13 protein-coding genes are annotated in these 16,103 nt (G+C 63.6%); 8 read left to right on the top strand and 5 right to left on the bottom strand.

Going from position 1 to position 16,103, the window contains the following annotated elements:
• Positions 1-18: 18 nt before the first annotated feature.
• The 8 genes from NCR98_RS08010 (at position 19) to NCR98_RS08045 (ending at position 8,369) form a co-directional block, all read left to right on the top strand.
• A complete protein-coding gene (locus NCR98_RS08010; RefSeq protein WP_250525920.1) occupies positions 19-1,446 on the top strand; it encodes a 3-oxoacyl-ACP reductase in 1,428 nt (475 codons plus the stop codon).
• 3 nt (positions 1,447-1,449) lie between these two features.
• Complete coding sequence (locus NCR98_RS08015; RefSeq protein WP_250525921.1) at positions 1,450-2,346, top strand: MaoC/PaaZ C-terminal domain-containing protein; 897 nt, start codon at positions 1,450-1,452, stop codon at positions 2,344-2,346.
• Positions 2,343-3,650 (top strand): acetyl-CoA C-acetyltransferase, encoded by a 1,308-nt coding sequence (locus NCR98_RS08020; protein ID WP_250525922.1) that lies wholly within the window; start codon positions 2,343-2,345, stop codon positions 3,648-3,650. The genes NCR98_RS08015 and NCR98_RS08020 overlap by 4 nt, the downstream gene beginning before the upstream one ends.
• A 145-nt stretch (positions 3,651-3,795) precedes the next feature.
• Entirely contained in the window at positions 3,796-5,541 is a 1,746-nt protein-coding gene (locus NCR98_RS08025) for an AMP-binding protein (RefSeq protein WP_250525923.1), read from the top strand.
• Between the two features lie 25 nt (positions 5,542-5,566).
• Positions 5,567-6,475, top strand: coding sequence for a DUF1571 domain-containing protein (locus NCR98_RS08030; protein WP_250525924.1), 909 nt, complete (start codon positions 5,567-5,569; stop codon positions 6,473-6,475).
• 191 nt (positions 6,476-6,666) lie between these two features.
• Entirely contained in the window at positions 6,667-6,912 is a 246-nt protein-coding gene (locus NCR98_RS08035) for a hypothetical protein (RefSeq protein ID WP_244825389.1), read from the top strand.
• Positions 6,913-7,020: 108 nt separating this feature from the next.
• Positions 7,021-7,809 carry a 5'/3'-nucleotidase SurE gene (gene surE, locus NCR98_RS08040; protein ID WP_250525925.1) on the top strand — a complete coding sequence of 263 codons (789 nt, stop codon included), beginning with the start codon at positions 7,021-7,023 and terminating at the stop codon, positions 7,807-7,809.
• A 110-nt stretch (positions 7,810-7,919) separates the two neighbouring features.
• The gene (locus NCR98_RS08045) at positions 7,920-8,369 is read left to right on the top strand and encodes a DUF2147 domain-containing protein (protein WP_244825391.1); all 450 of its coding nucleotides are present in this window, start codon (positions 7,920-7,922) and stop codon (positions 8,367-8,369) included.
• A 90-nt stretch (positions 8,370-8,459) separates the two neighbouring features.
• On the opposite strand, the gene NCR98_RS08050 is transcribed toward NCR98_RS08045, so the two are convergent.
• The 5 genes from NCR98_RS08050 to NCR98_RS08070 all read right to left on the bottom strand — a co-directional run bounded on the left by NCR98_RS08050 (position 8,460) and on the right by NCR98_RS08070 (position 16,032).
• Positions 8,460-8,831, bottom strand: a complete 372-nt coding sequence (locus NCR98_RS08050; RefSeq protein WP_244825392.1) for a transposase — start codon at positions 8,829-8,831, stop codon at positions 8,460-8,462.
• Between the two features lie 137 nt (positions 8,832-8,968).
• On the bottom strand, positions 8,969-10,066 hold the full coding sequence (gene zapE / locus NCR98_RS08055; RefSeq protein WP_250525926.1) for a cell division protein ZapE: 1,098 nt from the start codon (positions 10,064-10,066) through the stop codon (positions 8,969-8,971).
• 124 nt (positions 10,067-10,190) lie between these two features.
• Positions 10,191-11,621: a dihydrolipoyl dehydrogenase gene (gene lpdA, locus NCR98_RS08060; protein WP_244825394.1), complete on the bottom strand. Its 1,431-nt coding sequence runs from the start codon at positions 11,619-11,621 to the stop codon at positions 10,191-10,193.
• A gap of 93 nt (positions 11,622-11,714) precedes the next feature.
• Positions 11,715-13,040, bottom strand: coding sequence for a 2-oxoglutarate dehydrogenase complex dihydrolipoyllysine-residue succinyltransferase (gene odhB / locus NCR98_RS08065; protein WP_250465031.1), 1,326 nt, complete (start codon positions 13,038-13,040; stop codon positions 11,715-11,717).
• A gap of 130 nt (positions 13,041-13,170) precedes the next feature.
• Positions 13,171-16,032: a 2-oxoglutarate dehydrogenase E1 component gene (locus NCR98_RS08070; RefSeq protein ID WP_244825396.1), complete on the bottom strand. Its 2,862-nt coding sequence runs from the start codon at positions 16,030-16,032 to the stop codon at positions 13,171-13,173.
• Between the last annotated feature and the right edge of the window lie 71 nt (positions 16,033-16,103).

Raw genomic sequence — 16,103 nt, forward strand, 5'->3', positions numbered from 1 at the left:
ACGACCGCTTGCCAATCGATGAAAGACCGCTACCTCGACTTCGTCAATTCGCCCTTCGGCACGAGCATCGCCCGCTCGCTCGGGCTGCCGCGCCCCGAAGTGTGGCGCCGCCTGCGCGCAGGCGAAGCCGAGTTCGGCGGTATGGCGGCCATCGGCGCGGGACCGTCCCCGGCACTGTTCGACGACCTCCTCGCGGTGTTGTCCGGCATCGGCATGACGGGCATCGCGCATGACAGCGCGTCCGGATGGCTCGCCGTGGCAAGCCGTCAAGGCGCGATGAGCGGTCGTTTCGAGGCGCGCGCCACCGATTCCAGCCCTGCCAACCGTGTCCAGGCGCTGATCTTCGATGCCACCGGCATTGTCGAAAGCAGCGAACTGCATGCGCTCTACGCCTTCTTCCACGACGCGCTGCGCTCGCTTGCCAGAAGCGGCCGAATCGTCGTGCTCGGCCGCCCGCCCGGCGCTTTGAGCGATCCGCGTGCGGCGACCGCGCAGCGCGCGCTCGAAGGTCTCACGCGCTCGCTCGGCAAGGAAGCGCGCAACGGCAGCACGGCGAATCTGCTGCGCGTGAGTCCGCAGGCTTCCATCGAAGGCACGCTGCGCTTCTTTTTGTCGCCGCGTTCGGCGTATGTGTCGGGGCAAGCCGTGCATCTCGAAGGCGCGGCGCCCTCGCCCGCGAACTGGGCCGCGCCGCTCGCCGGAAAGCGCGCGCTCGTGACGGGCGCGGCGCGCGGCATCGGCGCATCGATTGCGGCGGTGCTCGCGGCGCACGGCGCCATCGTCACCGGGCTCGACGTGGCCGCCGCGCGCGACGCGCTCGATCAGACCATGCTCGGCATAGAAGACGCGTCGCCTTCTAACGGCGCGCATACCGCGCTCTATGCCGATATCGCATCGCCCGAAGCGCCCGCCGAACTCGCGGCCGCGCTTGCGGCGTCGGGCGGCATCGATATCGTCGTGCATAACGCGGGCATCACGCGCGACAAGACCATCGCGCGCATGAGCGCAGAGATGTGGGACAGCGTGATCGACATCAATCTGCTCGCGCAGGAACGCATGGACGAAGCCCTGCTCGCGCAGAACGTGATCGGCGCGGGCGGGCGCATCGTCGCGGTGTCGTCGATCAGCGGCATTGCGGGCAATCGCGGCCAGACCAATTACGCCACCTCGAAAGCCGGCGTGATCGGGCGCGTGCAGAGCATGGCGCCGATACTGCGGGCACGCGGCATTACCATCAACGCGGTGGCGCCGGGCTTCATCGAAACGCAAATGACCGCGCGCATGCCATTCGGCGTGCGCGAGGCCGGACGAAGGCTCAACTCGATGGGCCAGGGCGGCTTGCCGGTCGATGTCGCCGAAACCGTGGCATGGCTCGCGAGTCCCGGCAGCGCGGGCGTGACCGGCCAGGTGGTGCGCGTCTGCGGCCAGAGCCTCGTCGGAGCCTGACGGATGCACGTCTCCACGATGCCCCGCCCGCGCACCGTCGTCGTCGATACGCTGCCGTCGCCCGCAAAGCTCTATGGCCGCTTGCTGCCGGGCCTGTTCCGGCGCGGCCACGCAACCGATCTGCCCGCGCTACGCCTGATTCGCCCCGACGTGCGGCTCGACCCCGAACATATCGGCCGGTATGCGCGCGTATGCGGCTTCATCCCCGAGCACGGCGTGCCGCTCACGTTCCCGCATGTGCTCGCGTTTCCGCTGCATCTGATGATGCTTACCGATCCGTCGTTTCCCTGGTCGGCGCTCGGCGTCGTGCATCTGTCGAACAGCGTGCATCTGCGCCGGCCGCTGCTCGCGGGTCAGGGCTTGCGGATCGAAGTGGAATGCGGACCGCTCGTGCCGCATCCGAAAGGCCAGGCGTTCACGCTGCATACGCGCATCTACCGGCGCGGCGAGGCCGTGTGGGATGGCGACAGCGTCTATCTGAAACGCGGCGTGAAGACCGAAGCCACCGCGCCCGTCGCCGATGCCATCGAGACCAGTACGCCGCTCCTCGTACGCGAAGCGCGCTGGCAGCTTCCCGCGCAACTGGGCCGCGACTACGCGAAGGCTTCCGGCGACTTCAATCCCATTCACCTGCATGCGTTGAGCGCGAAGGCGTTCGGCTTCCAGCGCGCCATCGCGCACGGCATGTGGACGCTTGCGCGCACGCTCGCGGCGCTGCATCCGGTGAAGACGCTCGCATCCGGTCACGCGCACAGCGACTTCAAGCTGCCGCTCTTTCTTCCGGGCGACGCGACGCTGTGGAGCGCGGCGCCCTCGTCCACCGCGCGCGCCTTCGAAGTGCGCGATCTCGCCGGCGACCGGCCGCATTTGCGCGGCGAGTTCGAATGGGAGCTGCCATGAGCACGTCTTCGAACCTCGGGCGCAGAGTCGCGATCATTGGCAGCAACCGGATTCCGTTCGCGCGTTCGAATACGGCTTACGCGACGGCATCGAATCAGGACATGCTGGCCTTCGCACTGCAAGGTCTCGTCGATCGCTACGATCTGCACGGCCTGCGTCTCGGCGAGATCGCGGCGGGCGCGGTCGTCAAGCATTCGCGCGATTTCAATCTCACGCGCGAAGCCGCGCTCTCGACCACGCTGGCGAAGGAAACGCCCGCCTACGATGTTCAGCAGGCCTGCGCCACCGGCCTCGAAACGGTGATTCTGGTCGCCAACAAGATTGCGCTCGGACAGATTGACGTGGGTATCGCAGGGGGCGTGGATACGGCGTCGGACGCGCCCATCGGCGTGAACGAGCGCATGCGCAAGATTCTGCTCGAAGCCAATCGCAGCCGGACGGCGGGCCAGCGCGTGGGCGCGCTCGCGAAACTGCGGCCCGGCATGTTCTTCAGGCCGACGCTGCCGCGTAACGCCGAGCCGCGCACCGGTCTTTCGATGGGCGAGCATTGCGAACTGATGGCCAAGCGCTGGAAGATTTCGCGCGAAGCGCAGGATGCGCTCGCGCGGGAAAGTCATCTCAAGCTCGCGGCGGCGTATGAACGCGGCTTCTTCAACGACCTGATGACGCCGTACAAAGGCCAGACGCGCGACAACACGCTGCGGCCCGAGGTTTCGCTCGATCAGCTCGCGCAACTGAAGCCTGTCTTCGATCGCGATGCGGGCACGCTCACCGCCGGCAACTCGACGCCGCTCACCGATGGCGCGTCGGCCGTGCTGCTCGCATCGGAACAATGGGCCGCCGAACGCGGCTTGCCGGTGCAGGCGTACTTGAGTTTGTCGGCATCGGCGGCAGTCGATTTCTTCGACAAGCGCGAAGGTCTCTTGATGGCGCCCGTCCACGCCGTCCCGCCGCTGCTTTCGCGCGCCGGCCTCGCCTTGCAGGACTTCGACTTTTACGAGATTCACGAAGCCTTCGCCGCACAGGTGCTATGCACGCTCGCCGCATGGGAAGACCAAGAGTATTGCGAAACCGTGCTCGGACTCGAGCAGGCGCCAGGCGGCATCGACCGCGCGCGCCTGAACGTGAACGGCAGTTCGCTTGCGACCGGGCATCCGTTCGCGGCGACAGGCGGGCGCATCGTCGGCACGCTCGCGAAGATGTTGAGCCATGCGCCCGCTCGCGGCGATGGCCGTCCCACGCGCGGGCTGATCTCGATTTGCGCGGCGGGCGGACAAGGCATCGTCGCGATACTGGAACGCTGAAGCCGCGAGACGCTCGCGGCCCTCAACGCACGTAGCCGACGCAACGCGAGCACGAAGCACGAAGCACGAAGCACGAAGCACAGCAGAACACAAAGCAGCATGACAAACATAAGGCGCATACAACCCGCGCCAACGGAGACAAACCATGAGTCCGGCACCGGCATCGCCGCGCGGGGCTGTCGAGCCGCATTGCACGGATGGCATTTGGCATGCCTCGTATCCGGCGGGCGTGCCGCGCGATATCGATCCGTCGCGTTACCGTTCGCTCACGCATTTCTTCGATCAAGCCGTCGAGCGCTTTCGCGATCGCGTCGCTTATGTGAGCCTCGGCTCCGAACTCACGTTCGGCGCGCTGCGCGATAAGGCGCTGGCGTTCGCTTCGTATTTGCAAGAACTCGGCGTCAAACCCGGCGATCGCGTCGCGCTCATGATGCCCAACTCGCTGCCCTATCCCGTGACGCTCTTCGGCGCGCTTGCGGCGGGCGCGATCGTCGTCAATGTGAATCCGCTCTATACGGCGCGCGAACTCGCGTATCAGTTGAAGGATTGCGGCGCGCAGACCATCGTCGTCGCGGAGCCTTTCGCGAAAACATTGCAGGACGCGCAGCGCGGCACGCGCATCCGCCATGTGATCGTGAGCACGCTCGGCGACTTGCTCGGCGACGGCCTCAACCTCAAGGGTCAGGCAATCGATTTCTTTCTGCGTCACGTCAAGAAGAGCGTGCCCGCGTACTCGCTGCCCGAGGCGGTCGGCTTGCGGCAGGCACTCGCGCGCGGCGCCAAGCGCAAGTTCGAACCGGTGCGCATCGGGCACGGCGATATCGCCTTCATCCAATATACCGGCGGGACCACGGGCGTGGCGAAGGGCGCGATGCTCACGCACCGCAATGTCATCGCCAACGTGATGCAGGCGCTTGCGTGGGCGCGCGCGAGGCTCGTCGATGGCGCCGAAACGGTGGTCACGCCGCTGCCGCTCTATCACATCTATTCGCTGACGATGAATGCGCTCGTGTTCCTCGGCATCGGCGCGCGCAATGTGCTGATCGCCAATCCACGCGATCTCAGCACGTTCATGCGCGCGCTGCGCCGTGAGAACTTCACCGCGATCAGCGCGCTCAACACGCTCTACAACGCGCTGCTCGACAACGACGAATTCCGCGCGCGCGACTTCTCCGCGCTCAAGCTTGCGATGTCGGGCGGCATGGCCACGCAACGCGGCGTCGCCGAACGCTTCGCGAAGCTCACGGGCTTGTCGATCACCGAGGGTTACGGGCTCACCGAATGCTCGCCGCTCGTGTGCGCGAGTCCCATCGGTGTCGAAGACAACATGGCTTTCGATGGCAGCATCGGCCTGCCCGTGCCTTCCACGCTCGTGCGCATGCGCCGCGAAGACGGCGTATGGGCCGACATCGGCGAACGCGGCGAGCTTTGCGTGTGGGGCCCGCAAGTGATGAAAGGCTACTGGAATCGGCCTATCGAGACCGCGCGGATCATCGGCGCGGACGGCTGGCTCGCCACCGGCGACATCGGCGTAATGGACGCGCGCGGGTTCGTTCGTATCGTCGATCGCAAGAAGGACATGATGATCGTGTCCGGGTTCAACGTGTATCCGAACGAGATCGAGGACGTGCTCGCGGCGCATCCGAAAGTACATTCGGCGGCGGCTATCGGCGTGCCCGACGCGGTGACGGGCGAACGCGTGAAGGTGTTCGTCGTGCGGCGCGACGCCACGCTCACCGTGGAAGAAGTCCTCGCCTTCGCCCGTTTACATCTGACGGGCTACAAGATGCCGGCGTTCGTGGAGTTTCGGGATTCGCTGCCGCTTTCGACCATCGGCAAGGTTTTGCGACGCGAATTACGCGATGCTGAACGCGCGAAGCTTAAGGAGTAGCATCACTGGTCCAATCGGAGAACTCATGCCGCCAGTGCCGCCAGTGCCGTCAGTGCAATTGCGCCGCATCACGAACTGGCGGCTCGCCTATGCGAGCCTGTGTTTTCTGCTGCTCGCGATGTTCGCGCTGTTCGAATCGCACGCGTACGCACAGGTTGGCGCGGACCGCGTCGCCACGCTCGATGCCGATCAGCAGGTTGCGTGGCTGACCGGCGCGGCGGCGAGCGGCGAGCTTGCGGCGCTCGACGACGAGCAACTCGTCGCACTCTTCCAGTCGCTCGATCCTCACACGCTGCCGCGTTACTTGAGCGCGGGCACGCACCGCTTTGCATCGTGCGAATTCACCATGTGGCGGCGCGAACGCGTGCAGGGAAAATGGCCGAAGCGCGCCGACCACATGCTCGTGCGCGTGACGCGCGAACCGCTGCGCATCTACGCCAAATGGTTGCCCGACGGCGCGCATGCGGGCCAGGAGATCATCTACGACGATTCGACGCGTCCCCGTGAGCTATACGGGCATCTGGGCGGGCTGTTCGGCGTGGTGCCCATGTGGACGAAGATCGACGGCGCCTTTGCGCGCGCGCAGTCGAATCATTCGATCCGCGAACTCAGCATCGACGCCATTACGCAGCGTTTCATCGACGAAGGCCGCCGCTTCATCGAAGCGGGCATCACGCGGCCGGCCAGCGTCGATGTGCGGACTATCGACGGTGTGCGCGTCGTCGCCCTCACCTACGATACGCCGAGCGGCCAGCCCGACTTCTACGCCAAGCGCGAAGTGCTCGGTCTCGATCTGACGCGTCCGCTTTTGCGCAGCATCGAATCGTTCGACAACGACGGCGAGCAGTTCGAAAGCATCGTGCTCGAACGCATCGATCCCAAGCCCTTCGACGACCTGACGTTCGACCCGAAAAATCCCGACTATCGCTTCTGATGGCGGCGCTCTGAAGTGCTCGCTGACTTGACGACACACGCTGTAACAAGCGCGATTTCCCGGCATCGGTTAATTTTAAGTTTCGCCTAAGAATCGGCTTCTAACCTTGCCGGACTTCATCGACATCAACGTCGGCTGCCGGATGTCACCGGCGCCCAGAATCGTCATGTAACAACCAAGGAGTTCGGTCCATGAACCTCCGTTTAGCTTCCGCTTCGGCGCCCGTGCGGGCCATCAAACGGCTGCTCAGCCATCACGAAATCGCCACGCTGCTTTTGCTTTTGCACGCGCCGATCGACGCCATGGCCGCGACGCCGGATGTCGCTTCGTTGCAGGAATATGGCTACGTCGAAATCGTGTCTCCCGAAGCGGGCGCACCGAAAGTCCGGCTGACCGAAGACGGCAATGCCGTATTGCGCGGGTTGGGCGTTCGCTAAAGACGCGCGCTTGGCACGTGCTTGGCACGTGCTCGACACTCATTCGGCGTCGCGATCTCTGTAATAATCGGTTGATCCCATTCACAACCGACCAAGGAGTGATTCGCGATGTCCGCTACTGAACCCATCGTTCAACGTGTGTTGCTCACCAACGACGACGGCATCGACGCCCCCGGCCTTGCCGTGCTCGAAGCCGTCGCCCGCGAAATCGCGCACGAAGTCTGGGTGATCGCACCCGAGCACGATCAGAGCGGCACGTCGCACTCCATCAGTCTTCATTCGCCGTTGCGCGTGTCGCGTCAGGGCGAACGGCGCTTCGGCGTGCAAGGCACACCCGGCGACTGCGTCGTGATGGCCGCGCGCCATCTCATGAAAGATGCGCCGCCCGATCTCGTGCTTTCTGGCATCAATCGCGGTGCGAATCTTGGCGTCGAGACCATGTTTTCCGGCACGGTCGGCGCAGCCATGACAGGCTTGCTGCTCGGCTTGCCGTCCATCGCGTTGAGCCAGACATTTTCGGATCGCGACAACGTGCGCTGGGACACGGCGAGCGCGCTCGCGCCCGGCGTGATCCGTCAGTTGCTCGCCATCTCGCACGACGCGCCGACGTGTCTCAACGTCAATTTCCCCGATTGCGATGCAGAAGCCGCCGGTCCGCTTACCGTGACGCGGCAAGGCGTCGGGCTCGTGGAAGGTATCGACGTCATCGCGGAAGTCGACCCGCGCGGTCTCGATTACTACTGGCTACGCTTTCAACGCGGCGCACGTGAGAATGCGCCCGACAGCGAGACGGCGAACGTGGCGGCCCGACGCATTGCGGTGACGCCGCTCAATTTCGATCGCACCGACGCCCGCACCTTCGCCACGCTCGAAGCCGGCTTGCGCGGCGCACGGTAGCGCGTTGTTGGCTAGAACGTTTCCTCTCAGACGCAGATACGGCTTTCTCGTATGCTGACGCGACCCGCCGTACCAGCGCGCGGGATGACGATTAAGAAAGGAGACACCCTATGAAGCGTGCGATCAGCCGCGCATGCGCCGCTGCGCTCTTCGCGTTGTCGGCGGCAAGCGCGTTTGCGCAAGCGCCTACGCCCGTTGGCACATGGCAGACTATCGACGATGCCACGGGCAAGCCGAAGGCGATCATTCAGATCGTCGACGACGGCAGCGGCCAGTTGTCGGGACGCGTGGTGCGCGGCATCGGCGAATTCGATCATCCGGAGCGGCGCTGCACGGCCTGCACCGACGAGCGGCGCGATCAACTGGTGAAAGGCATGACCATCATCACCGGTCTCAGGCAGAACGGCGACACCTGGGAAGACGGGCAGATTCTCGACCCTGAAAACGGCAAGCTCTACAAGTGCAAGATGAAGCTCGAGGACGGCGGACAGAAACTCGTGGTGCGCGGGTATATCGGCGTGTCGCTCCTGGGGCGCTCGCAGACATGGTTGCGTCAGTGATCTCGCTCAAATGAAAAATCCGGCCAAGGCCGGTTTTCGTTTTGCATCCTCTTTGCAGACGCTTTGCAGACGCTTCGCACGTGGCCGATGTCACGCAGCGCGGCGTTCCGCTTCGACGCTTTCTTCCATGAGCGATGGAAGCTCCGCCGGAACGCGCATGCGAGAAGTCATCAACGCGTAAAGGGACTCGCCTGCCGGGCCGAACAACTGCGTCATCACGCGCAGCAGCACGCCCGATTCGTGCCACGCCTTGAAGCGCCGGTGACACGTCTGATACGACGGGTATTTGCGCGGCATGGTGGACCACGACGCGCCGCTATACATGACCCAGAGCACGCCATTTAGCACGGCGCGAGTGTTGGCGAGCGGCCGACCGCGCAGTTCGGAACGCGGCCTCAGCTCGGGGAGCAATGGCGCCACCATTTGCCATTCTTCGTCGGACATGTCGCGGTAGGGCTTCACGTTAATTTCTCCAATTTACTGTACCCGGCAACGATACCGAGCGCACCAAAGCGGGGAAATAAGAGTCCTCCTAATCTTGAAAAAGCCCGACAAGCCTTACGCCAATTGGCTGAACGGCTATTTTTGGTTTCTCGGTATTAGGTCAGTGAGATATCCGATAGACGGCGCGGCGACTCCAGATATTCCTTCGACTGCATTTCCACGATGCGCGATACCGTGCGCGCGAATTCATTGGCCATCGGTCCTTCCACGTACAAGTCTTCGGCGGGCACCGCCGCCGACATCAGCAGCTTGACCTTGTGGTCGTAGAACACGTCGATGAGCCACGTAAAGCGACGCGCTTCCGATGCCATGCGCGGCGACATCTGCGGCACATCCGACAGAATCACGGCGTGAAAGCGGCTCGCGAGTTCGAGGTAATCGTTCTGCGAACGCGGTCCGCCGCACAAGGTCGCGAAATCGAACCAGACGACGCCGTCCGCGCGACGCAGTGCCTTGAGCTCGCGCTTCTCGATATGCAGCAGCGGGCTTTCGTCCGGCACGGCGGCGAGCTTTGCGAAGTCGTCGCGCAAGGCTTTATCCGCGGCCGCGCCGAGCGGCGTGTGATACGCCTGCACGGCCGAAAGCGTCAGTCTGCGATAGTCGGTGCCGGCATCGACATTCAGGACGTCGAGATGCTTCTTGATGAGCTCGATAGCCGGCAGCAGCCTGTCGCGATGCAGGCCTTCCGGGTACAACGTGTCCGGCTCGTAATTGGACGTCATCACGAACTGCACGCCGTTGGTGAAGAGGCGATCGAGCAGGCGATAAAGAATCATCGCGTCGGCGATATCGGAGACGTGGAATTCGTCGAAGCAGATCAGCCGGTAACGCTTCGCGATGCGCCGCGCGAGTTCGTCGAGCGGATCGGCCTGGCCCTTGAGGTCTTCCAGTTCGCGATGCACCTCGCGCATGAACTCGTGAAAATGCAAACGCGTCTTGCGCTGCACCGGCACGACCGCATAGAAGCTGTCCATCAGAAAGCTCTTGCCGCGCCCGACGCCGCCCCACAGATACACGCCGCGCGGCAGCTCCGGATGCACGAGAAACTTCATGATCGCGTTCGAGCGGCGCGACTTATAAGAGATCCATTCGTCGTAACAGCACTGCAGCCGCGCGACCGCCGCGAGCTGCGCCTCGTCCGATCGATAGCCCCGCGTGCGCAGCTCGTTTTCGTAGTATTCGGTGACGTTCATGATGCGGCTTGTAGCGCTGATGCCGTTGAATGTGACGAAGGCGAACGGTTTGATCCGCTCGCCTTCGTTGCGATGCCGGCCGAGCCGGGCCGAGTCCGACCGGGTCCTTCCAGACCCGGCGAACTTACATGTTCAGCGCGCGTTTATCGACTGCGAGCGCCGCTTCGCGCATGACTTCGGAAAGCGACGGATGCGGATGGCAAATGCGGCCGATGTCTTCGGCGGCCGCCTTGAACTCCATCGCCACCACGGCTTCCGCGATCAGGTCCGACGCGTCGGCCGCGATGATATGCACGCCGAGAATCTCGTCGGTCTTCGCGTCCGCGATCATCTTGACGAAGCCATCCGCACGGCCGATACCCAATGCGCGGCCATTGGCCATCATCGGGAACTGGCCGGACTTGAACTCGCGCCCTTCCGCCTTGAGCTGCTGCTCGGTCTTGCCGACCCACGCGATTTCCGGTTCCGTGTAGATGACCCACGGAATGCAGTTGTAGTCGATATGCGGCTTCTGACCGTCGATGATCTCCGCCACCGCCACGCCTTCGTCTTCCGCCTTGTGCGCGAGCATCGGGCCGCGCACCACGTCGCCGATTGCGTACACGTTCGGCACGGCGGTCGCGCAGTGTTCGTCCACGTCGATGAAACCGCGCTCGTTGGCCTTCAGGCCGATTGCTTCCAGACCGAGATTGTCCGTGTTCGGCACGCGGCCAATGGACACGATCAGGCGGTCCGCTTCCAGCGTCTTTGCATTACCCGTGCTGTCCGTGTACGCGATGGAAACGCCGCTCTCCGTGGTCTTCACTTCGCCGATCTTCACACCGAGGTGAATGTCGAGGCCCTGCTTCTTGAATTGCTTCGCGGCTTCACGCGCGAGCGCTTCGTCCGCTGCGCCGAGGAACTGCGGCAGCGCTTCGAGCACGGTCACGTCCGCGCCGAGACGGCGCCACACCGAACCCAGTTCCAGACCGATCACGCCCGCGCCGATCACGGCGAGCTTCTTCGGCACGGCGTCGAAGGACAACGCGCCTTCGTTGTCGGCGACGATCTTGTTGTCGACCGGGATATTCGGCAGATGACGCGCCTTCGAACCCGTGGCGATGATCACGTTCTTCGCCGTGACCGTTTCCGTTTCGCCTTCGCCCGACACTTCGATCTGCACGCCGGCCTCGGTCTTGCCGGCGAACTTGCCGTGACCCTTGAGCCACGTGATCTTGTTCTTGCGGAACAGGAACTCGATGCCCTTCGTCATCTTCTCGACGATGCCGTCCTTGCGCGCGAGCATCTTCGAGACATCGAGCTTCACGTCCGACACGCTGATGCCGTGATCGCCCAGATGCTTCGCCGTGTTCTCGAATTCTTCCGACGACGCGAGCAGCGCCTTCGACGGAATGCAGCCCACGTTCAGACACGTACCGCCGAGCTTGAGCGTGCCCGCCGGATTCTTCCACTTCTCGATACACGCAACCGACTTGCCGAGCTGCGCTGCGCGAATGGCCGCGATATAGCCACCGGGGCCCGCGCCGATCACGACGACATCAAATTCCTTGGACATGACTTTCCCTTGATATGACTCCGCTCATGCGGAGACGCCCTTCACGGTGCGCGCGAGCCTATCGCGCGCACCAGGGCAACATGCGTTCTACGCTTACAGGTCGAGCAGCAGACGAGCCGGATCTTCCAGCGCGTCCTTCATGGCGACGAGCGACAGCACGGCCTCGCGGCCGTCGATGATGCGGTGATCGTAAGACAGCGCCAGATAGTTCATCGGGCGGATCACGATCTGGCCGTTTTCCACCACGGCGCGTTCCTTCGTGGCGTGCACGCCGAGAATCGCGGACTGCGGCGGGTTGATGATAGGCGTCGACAGCATGGAGCCGAACACGCCGCCATTCGAGATGGAGAACGTGCCGCCCGTCATTTCGTCGATGGACAGCTTGCCGTCCTTCGCCTTCTGACCGAATTCGGCGATCTTCTTTTCGATGTCGGCGAGGCTCATCTGATCTGCATTACGCAGAATGGGCACGACGAGACCACGCGGCGAACCGACCGCGATACCGATGTCGAAGTAACCGTGATAGACGATATCGTTACCGTCGATCGACGCGTTCACGAGCGGGAACTTTTTCAGCGCGTGCACGGCGGCCTTCACGAAGAACGACATGAAGCCGAGCTTCACGCCATGTTCCTTCTCGAAGCGGTCCTTGTACTTGTTGCGCAGATCCATGACCGGCGCCATGTTGACTTCGTTGAACGTCGTCAGGATGGCGTTGGTCTGCTGCGATTCGAGCAGACGCTCGGCGATACGCGCACGCAGACGCGACATGGGCACCCGTTGTTCCGGGCGATCCTTGAGCCACTGATCCGCCGATGCGGGCGCCTTCACGTCCGGCAGCGACGGCTTCGCGGCGCGTGCGGCAGCCGGAGCCGGTGCGGCGGCGGGCGCCGGAGCAGCAGCCTTGGCGGGCGCGCCAGCGGAGGATGCCGAAGCGCTGAGTGCATCGCCCTTCGTGATGCGGCCGTCGCGGCCGGAGCCTGCAACCTGGTCCGCGGAAACGCCCTTCTCGGCCAGAATCTTCGTGGCCGAAGGCGATGCTGCACCGCCCGTGGCTTGCGCCGAACCTTGCGCGGCCGCCGGAGCAGCAGCCGATGCGGCGGCAGGCTCGGCTTCGGGCGCCGGTTTCACTTCCGCGTCGCCAGCGGCGGCGGCGGCCGGTGCTTCACCGGCCTTGGCTTCGGTGTCGATCTTCGCGATGATTTCATCGGCGGCGACGATATCGCCGTCATGCTTGATGACTTGCGCCAGCACGCCGGCGGACGGTGCGGGCACTTCGAGCACGACTTTGTCGGTCTCGATTTCGATGAGGATTTCGTCCTGGGCGACAGCCTCGCCCGGCTTCTTCTTCCACTGCAGCATGGTCGCTTCTGAAACCGACTCCGAAAGCTGGGGAACCTTGACTTCTACGATAGCCATTTCTGTTTTGTCCTGATACGTGTCTGTATGAATGCGAGCGACGCGATGCACGGCGACCTGACGCCGCATTCGATGCGCGTTTCGCGTACGGGACCGGCGAGCCACGCCCGCGCGGTCCCGTCAAGCCGTGTTACTTGGCGATCACCTGCGCGCCCTTGAGGCGGCCGAACGCGCCTTCCACGAGCGCCTTCTGTTGCTCGTAGTGCTTCGCGTAGTAACCGACCGCGGGCGAAGCCGAAGCCGGACGGCCGCTATATGCGAGCTTCATGCCGTCCTTCATGCCTTCACGCAGATGGTGCTCGATGTAGAACCAGGCGCCCTGGTTCTGCGGCTCGTCCTGCACCCAGACCACTTCGGTCGCGTTCTCGTATTTCTTGAGTTCCGCGTCGAACTGCTTGTGCGCGAACGGATAGAGCTGCTCGATACGCACGATGGCGACGTCGTTGCTCTTCGCTTCGCGGCGATGCGCGACGATGTCGTAATACACGCGGCCCGAGCAGACGACCACGCGCTTGACCTTCTTCGCGTCGATGGCCTCGTCCACTTCGCCGATGACCGGCTGGAACGAACCCTTCGCCAGTTCCGACAGGTCCGACACGGCTTCCTTGTGACGCAGAAGCGACTTCGGCGTGGCGATGATCAGCGGCTTTCTGAACAAGCGGATCATCTGGCGGCGCAACAGATGGAAGATTTGCGCCGGCGTGGTGGGCTGCACCACTTGCATGTTGTGATCCGCGCACAACTGCAGGAAACGTTCGATACGCGCCGACGAGTGCTCCGGACCTTGGCCTTCGTAGCCGTGCGGCAGCAGCATGGTGAGACCCGAGACGCGGCCCCATTTCACTTCGCCCGACGAGATGAACTGGTCGATCACGACTTGCGCGCCGTTCACGAAGTCGCCGAACTGCGCTTCCCACGCGACGAACGTGTTCGGCTCGGCGGTCGAATAACCGTATTCGAAACCGAGCACGGCTTCTTCGGACAACACGGAGTCGATCACCGAGAACTTGGCCTGACCTTCGGCAATGTTCTGCAGCGGAATGTACGTGCCGTCGTTCCAGCGCTCGCGGTTTTGATCGTGCAACACCGCGTGACGGTGCGTGAACGTGCCGCGGCCCGAGTCCTGACCCGTCAGACGCACCGCATAACCCGACGCGACCAGCGACGCGAACGCGAGATGCTCGCCCATGCCCCAGTCGAGCTTGGCTTCGCCACGGCCCATGGCGCGGCGATCGTTGATCACGCGCTCGACGAGCGGATGCACCTTGAAGTTTTCCGGGATCGTCGTGATGCGCTCGGCCAGCCGCTTGAGTTCGGCGAGCGGCACGGCGGTGTCGGCCGCGTCGGTCCACTTGCGATTCAGGAACGGCACCCAGTCGACCGCGTACTTGCTCTTATAGTTCGAGAGCACCGGGTCGATGGTGTGGTGACCTTCGTCCATTGCCGTGCGGTACGCCTTGACGTATTCGTCCGCGACTTCGGGCGTGATGACGCCTTGCTGCACGAGCTTTTCGGCATATAGCGCGCGCGTGCCCGGATGCTTGGCAATGGTCTTGTACATCAGCGGCTGCGTGACAGCCGGCGTGTCCTGCTCGTTGTGGCCGAGCTTGCGGAAGCAGACGATATCGACGACCACGTCCTTATGGAACTTCGTGCGGAAGTCGATGGCGAGCTGCGTGGCGAGCACCACGGCTTCGGGATCGTCGCCGTTCACGTGCAGCACCGGCGCTTCGATCATCTTGACGACGTCCGAGCAGTACAGCGTCGAGCGAGAGTCGCGCGGGTCCGAGGTCGTGAAGCCGATCTGATTGTTGATGACGATATGCAGCGTGCCGTGCGTGCCGTAGCCGCGCGTCTGCGCGAGGTTCAGCGTTTCCATCACGACGCCCTGGCCCGCGAAAGCGGCGTCGCCGTGAATCTGCACCGGCAGCACTTGCAGGCCTTCTTCGTCGCCACGGCGATCCATCCGCGCCTTGGCCGACCCTTCGACCACCGGGTTCACGATTTCCAGATGCGACGGGTTGAACGCGAGCGACAGGTGAACCGGGCCGCCATCGGTCGAGACGTCCGACGAGAAACCCTTGTGATACTTGACGTCGCCAGCCGGCAGGTCATCGACGTGCTTGCCTTCGAATTCGGCGAAGAGGTCGGCGGGCATCTTGCCGAGCGTATTGACCAGCACGTTCAGACGCCCGCGGTGCGCCATGCCGATGACGATTTCCTGCACGCCGTTCGCGCCTGCGTGACGGACGACTTCGTCCATCGATGCGATGAAGCTCTCGCCGCCTTCCAGCGAGAAGCGCTTCTGACCGACGTACTTGGTGTGCAGGAAACGCTCGAGGCCTTCGGCGGCCGTCAGGCGATTCAGGATGTGCTTCTTCTTGTCGTTCGAGAAGTTGGGCGTCGAGCGTGTCGACTCGAGCTTCTCTTTCCACCAGCGCTTTTGTTCGGGGTCGCTGATGTACATGTATTCGGCGCCGATCTTGCCGCAATACGTGTCACGCAATGCCTTGACGATCTCGCGCAGGCTCGCGCGCTCGAAACCGAAATACAGGTTCGTGGCGCTGAACGTCTGGTCCATGTCGGCTTCGGTGAAGTCGTAGAACGCAGGTTCGAGTTCAGGAATATGCGGACGCTCGCGGCGCTTGAGCGGATCGAGGTCGGCCAGTTGCGAGCCGAGGAAGCGATATGCGCCGATCAGTGACTGGACGTAGACCTGCTTGCGCGCGGTGGCGAGATCTTCGCCGCCGCCTTCACGAGGAACGAAGGCGTTGGACTTCGCGCGCTGCGCAAAGGATTCGACGATAGGGCCGTGAGCCACGTCGCTCTGAGCCGTGCCGTCGGATGCTGGCACGTTCTGAAGCGCGTCGAAATAGGTACGCCAAGTCTCGGGGACCGACGCCGGGTTGTCTAGATATTGCTCGTACAGTTCTTCTACGTACGGAGCGTTACCGCCGAACAAATAGGAGTTCGACTGGAATTGCTTCATCATTTTACGCTCACCTTTCTTCGAGTTTCTCGAGGAAGTGCGGGTTAAGAAACCTTCCGCGCCACGGCCTGACC

Origin of the sequence: Caballeronia sp. GAWG2-1 (assembly GCF_023631405.1) — a bacterium.
In the GTDB taxonomy this organism is placed as follows: domain Bacteria; phylum Pseudomonadota; class Gammaproteobacteria; order Burkholderiales; family Burkholderiaceae; genus Caballeronia.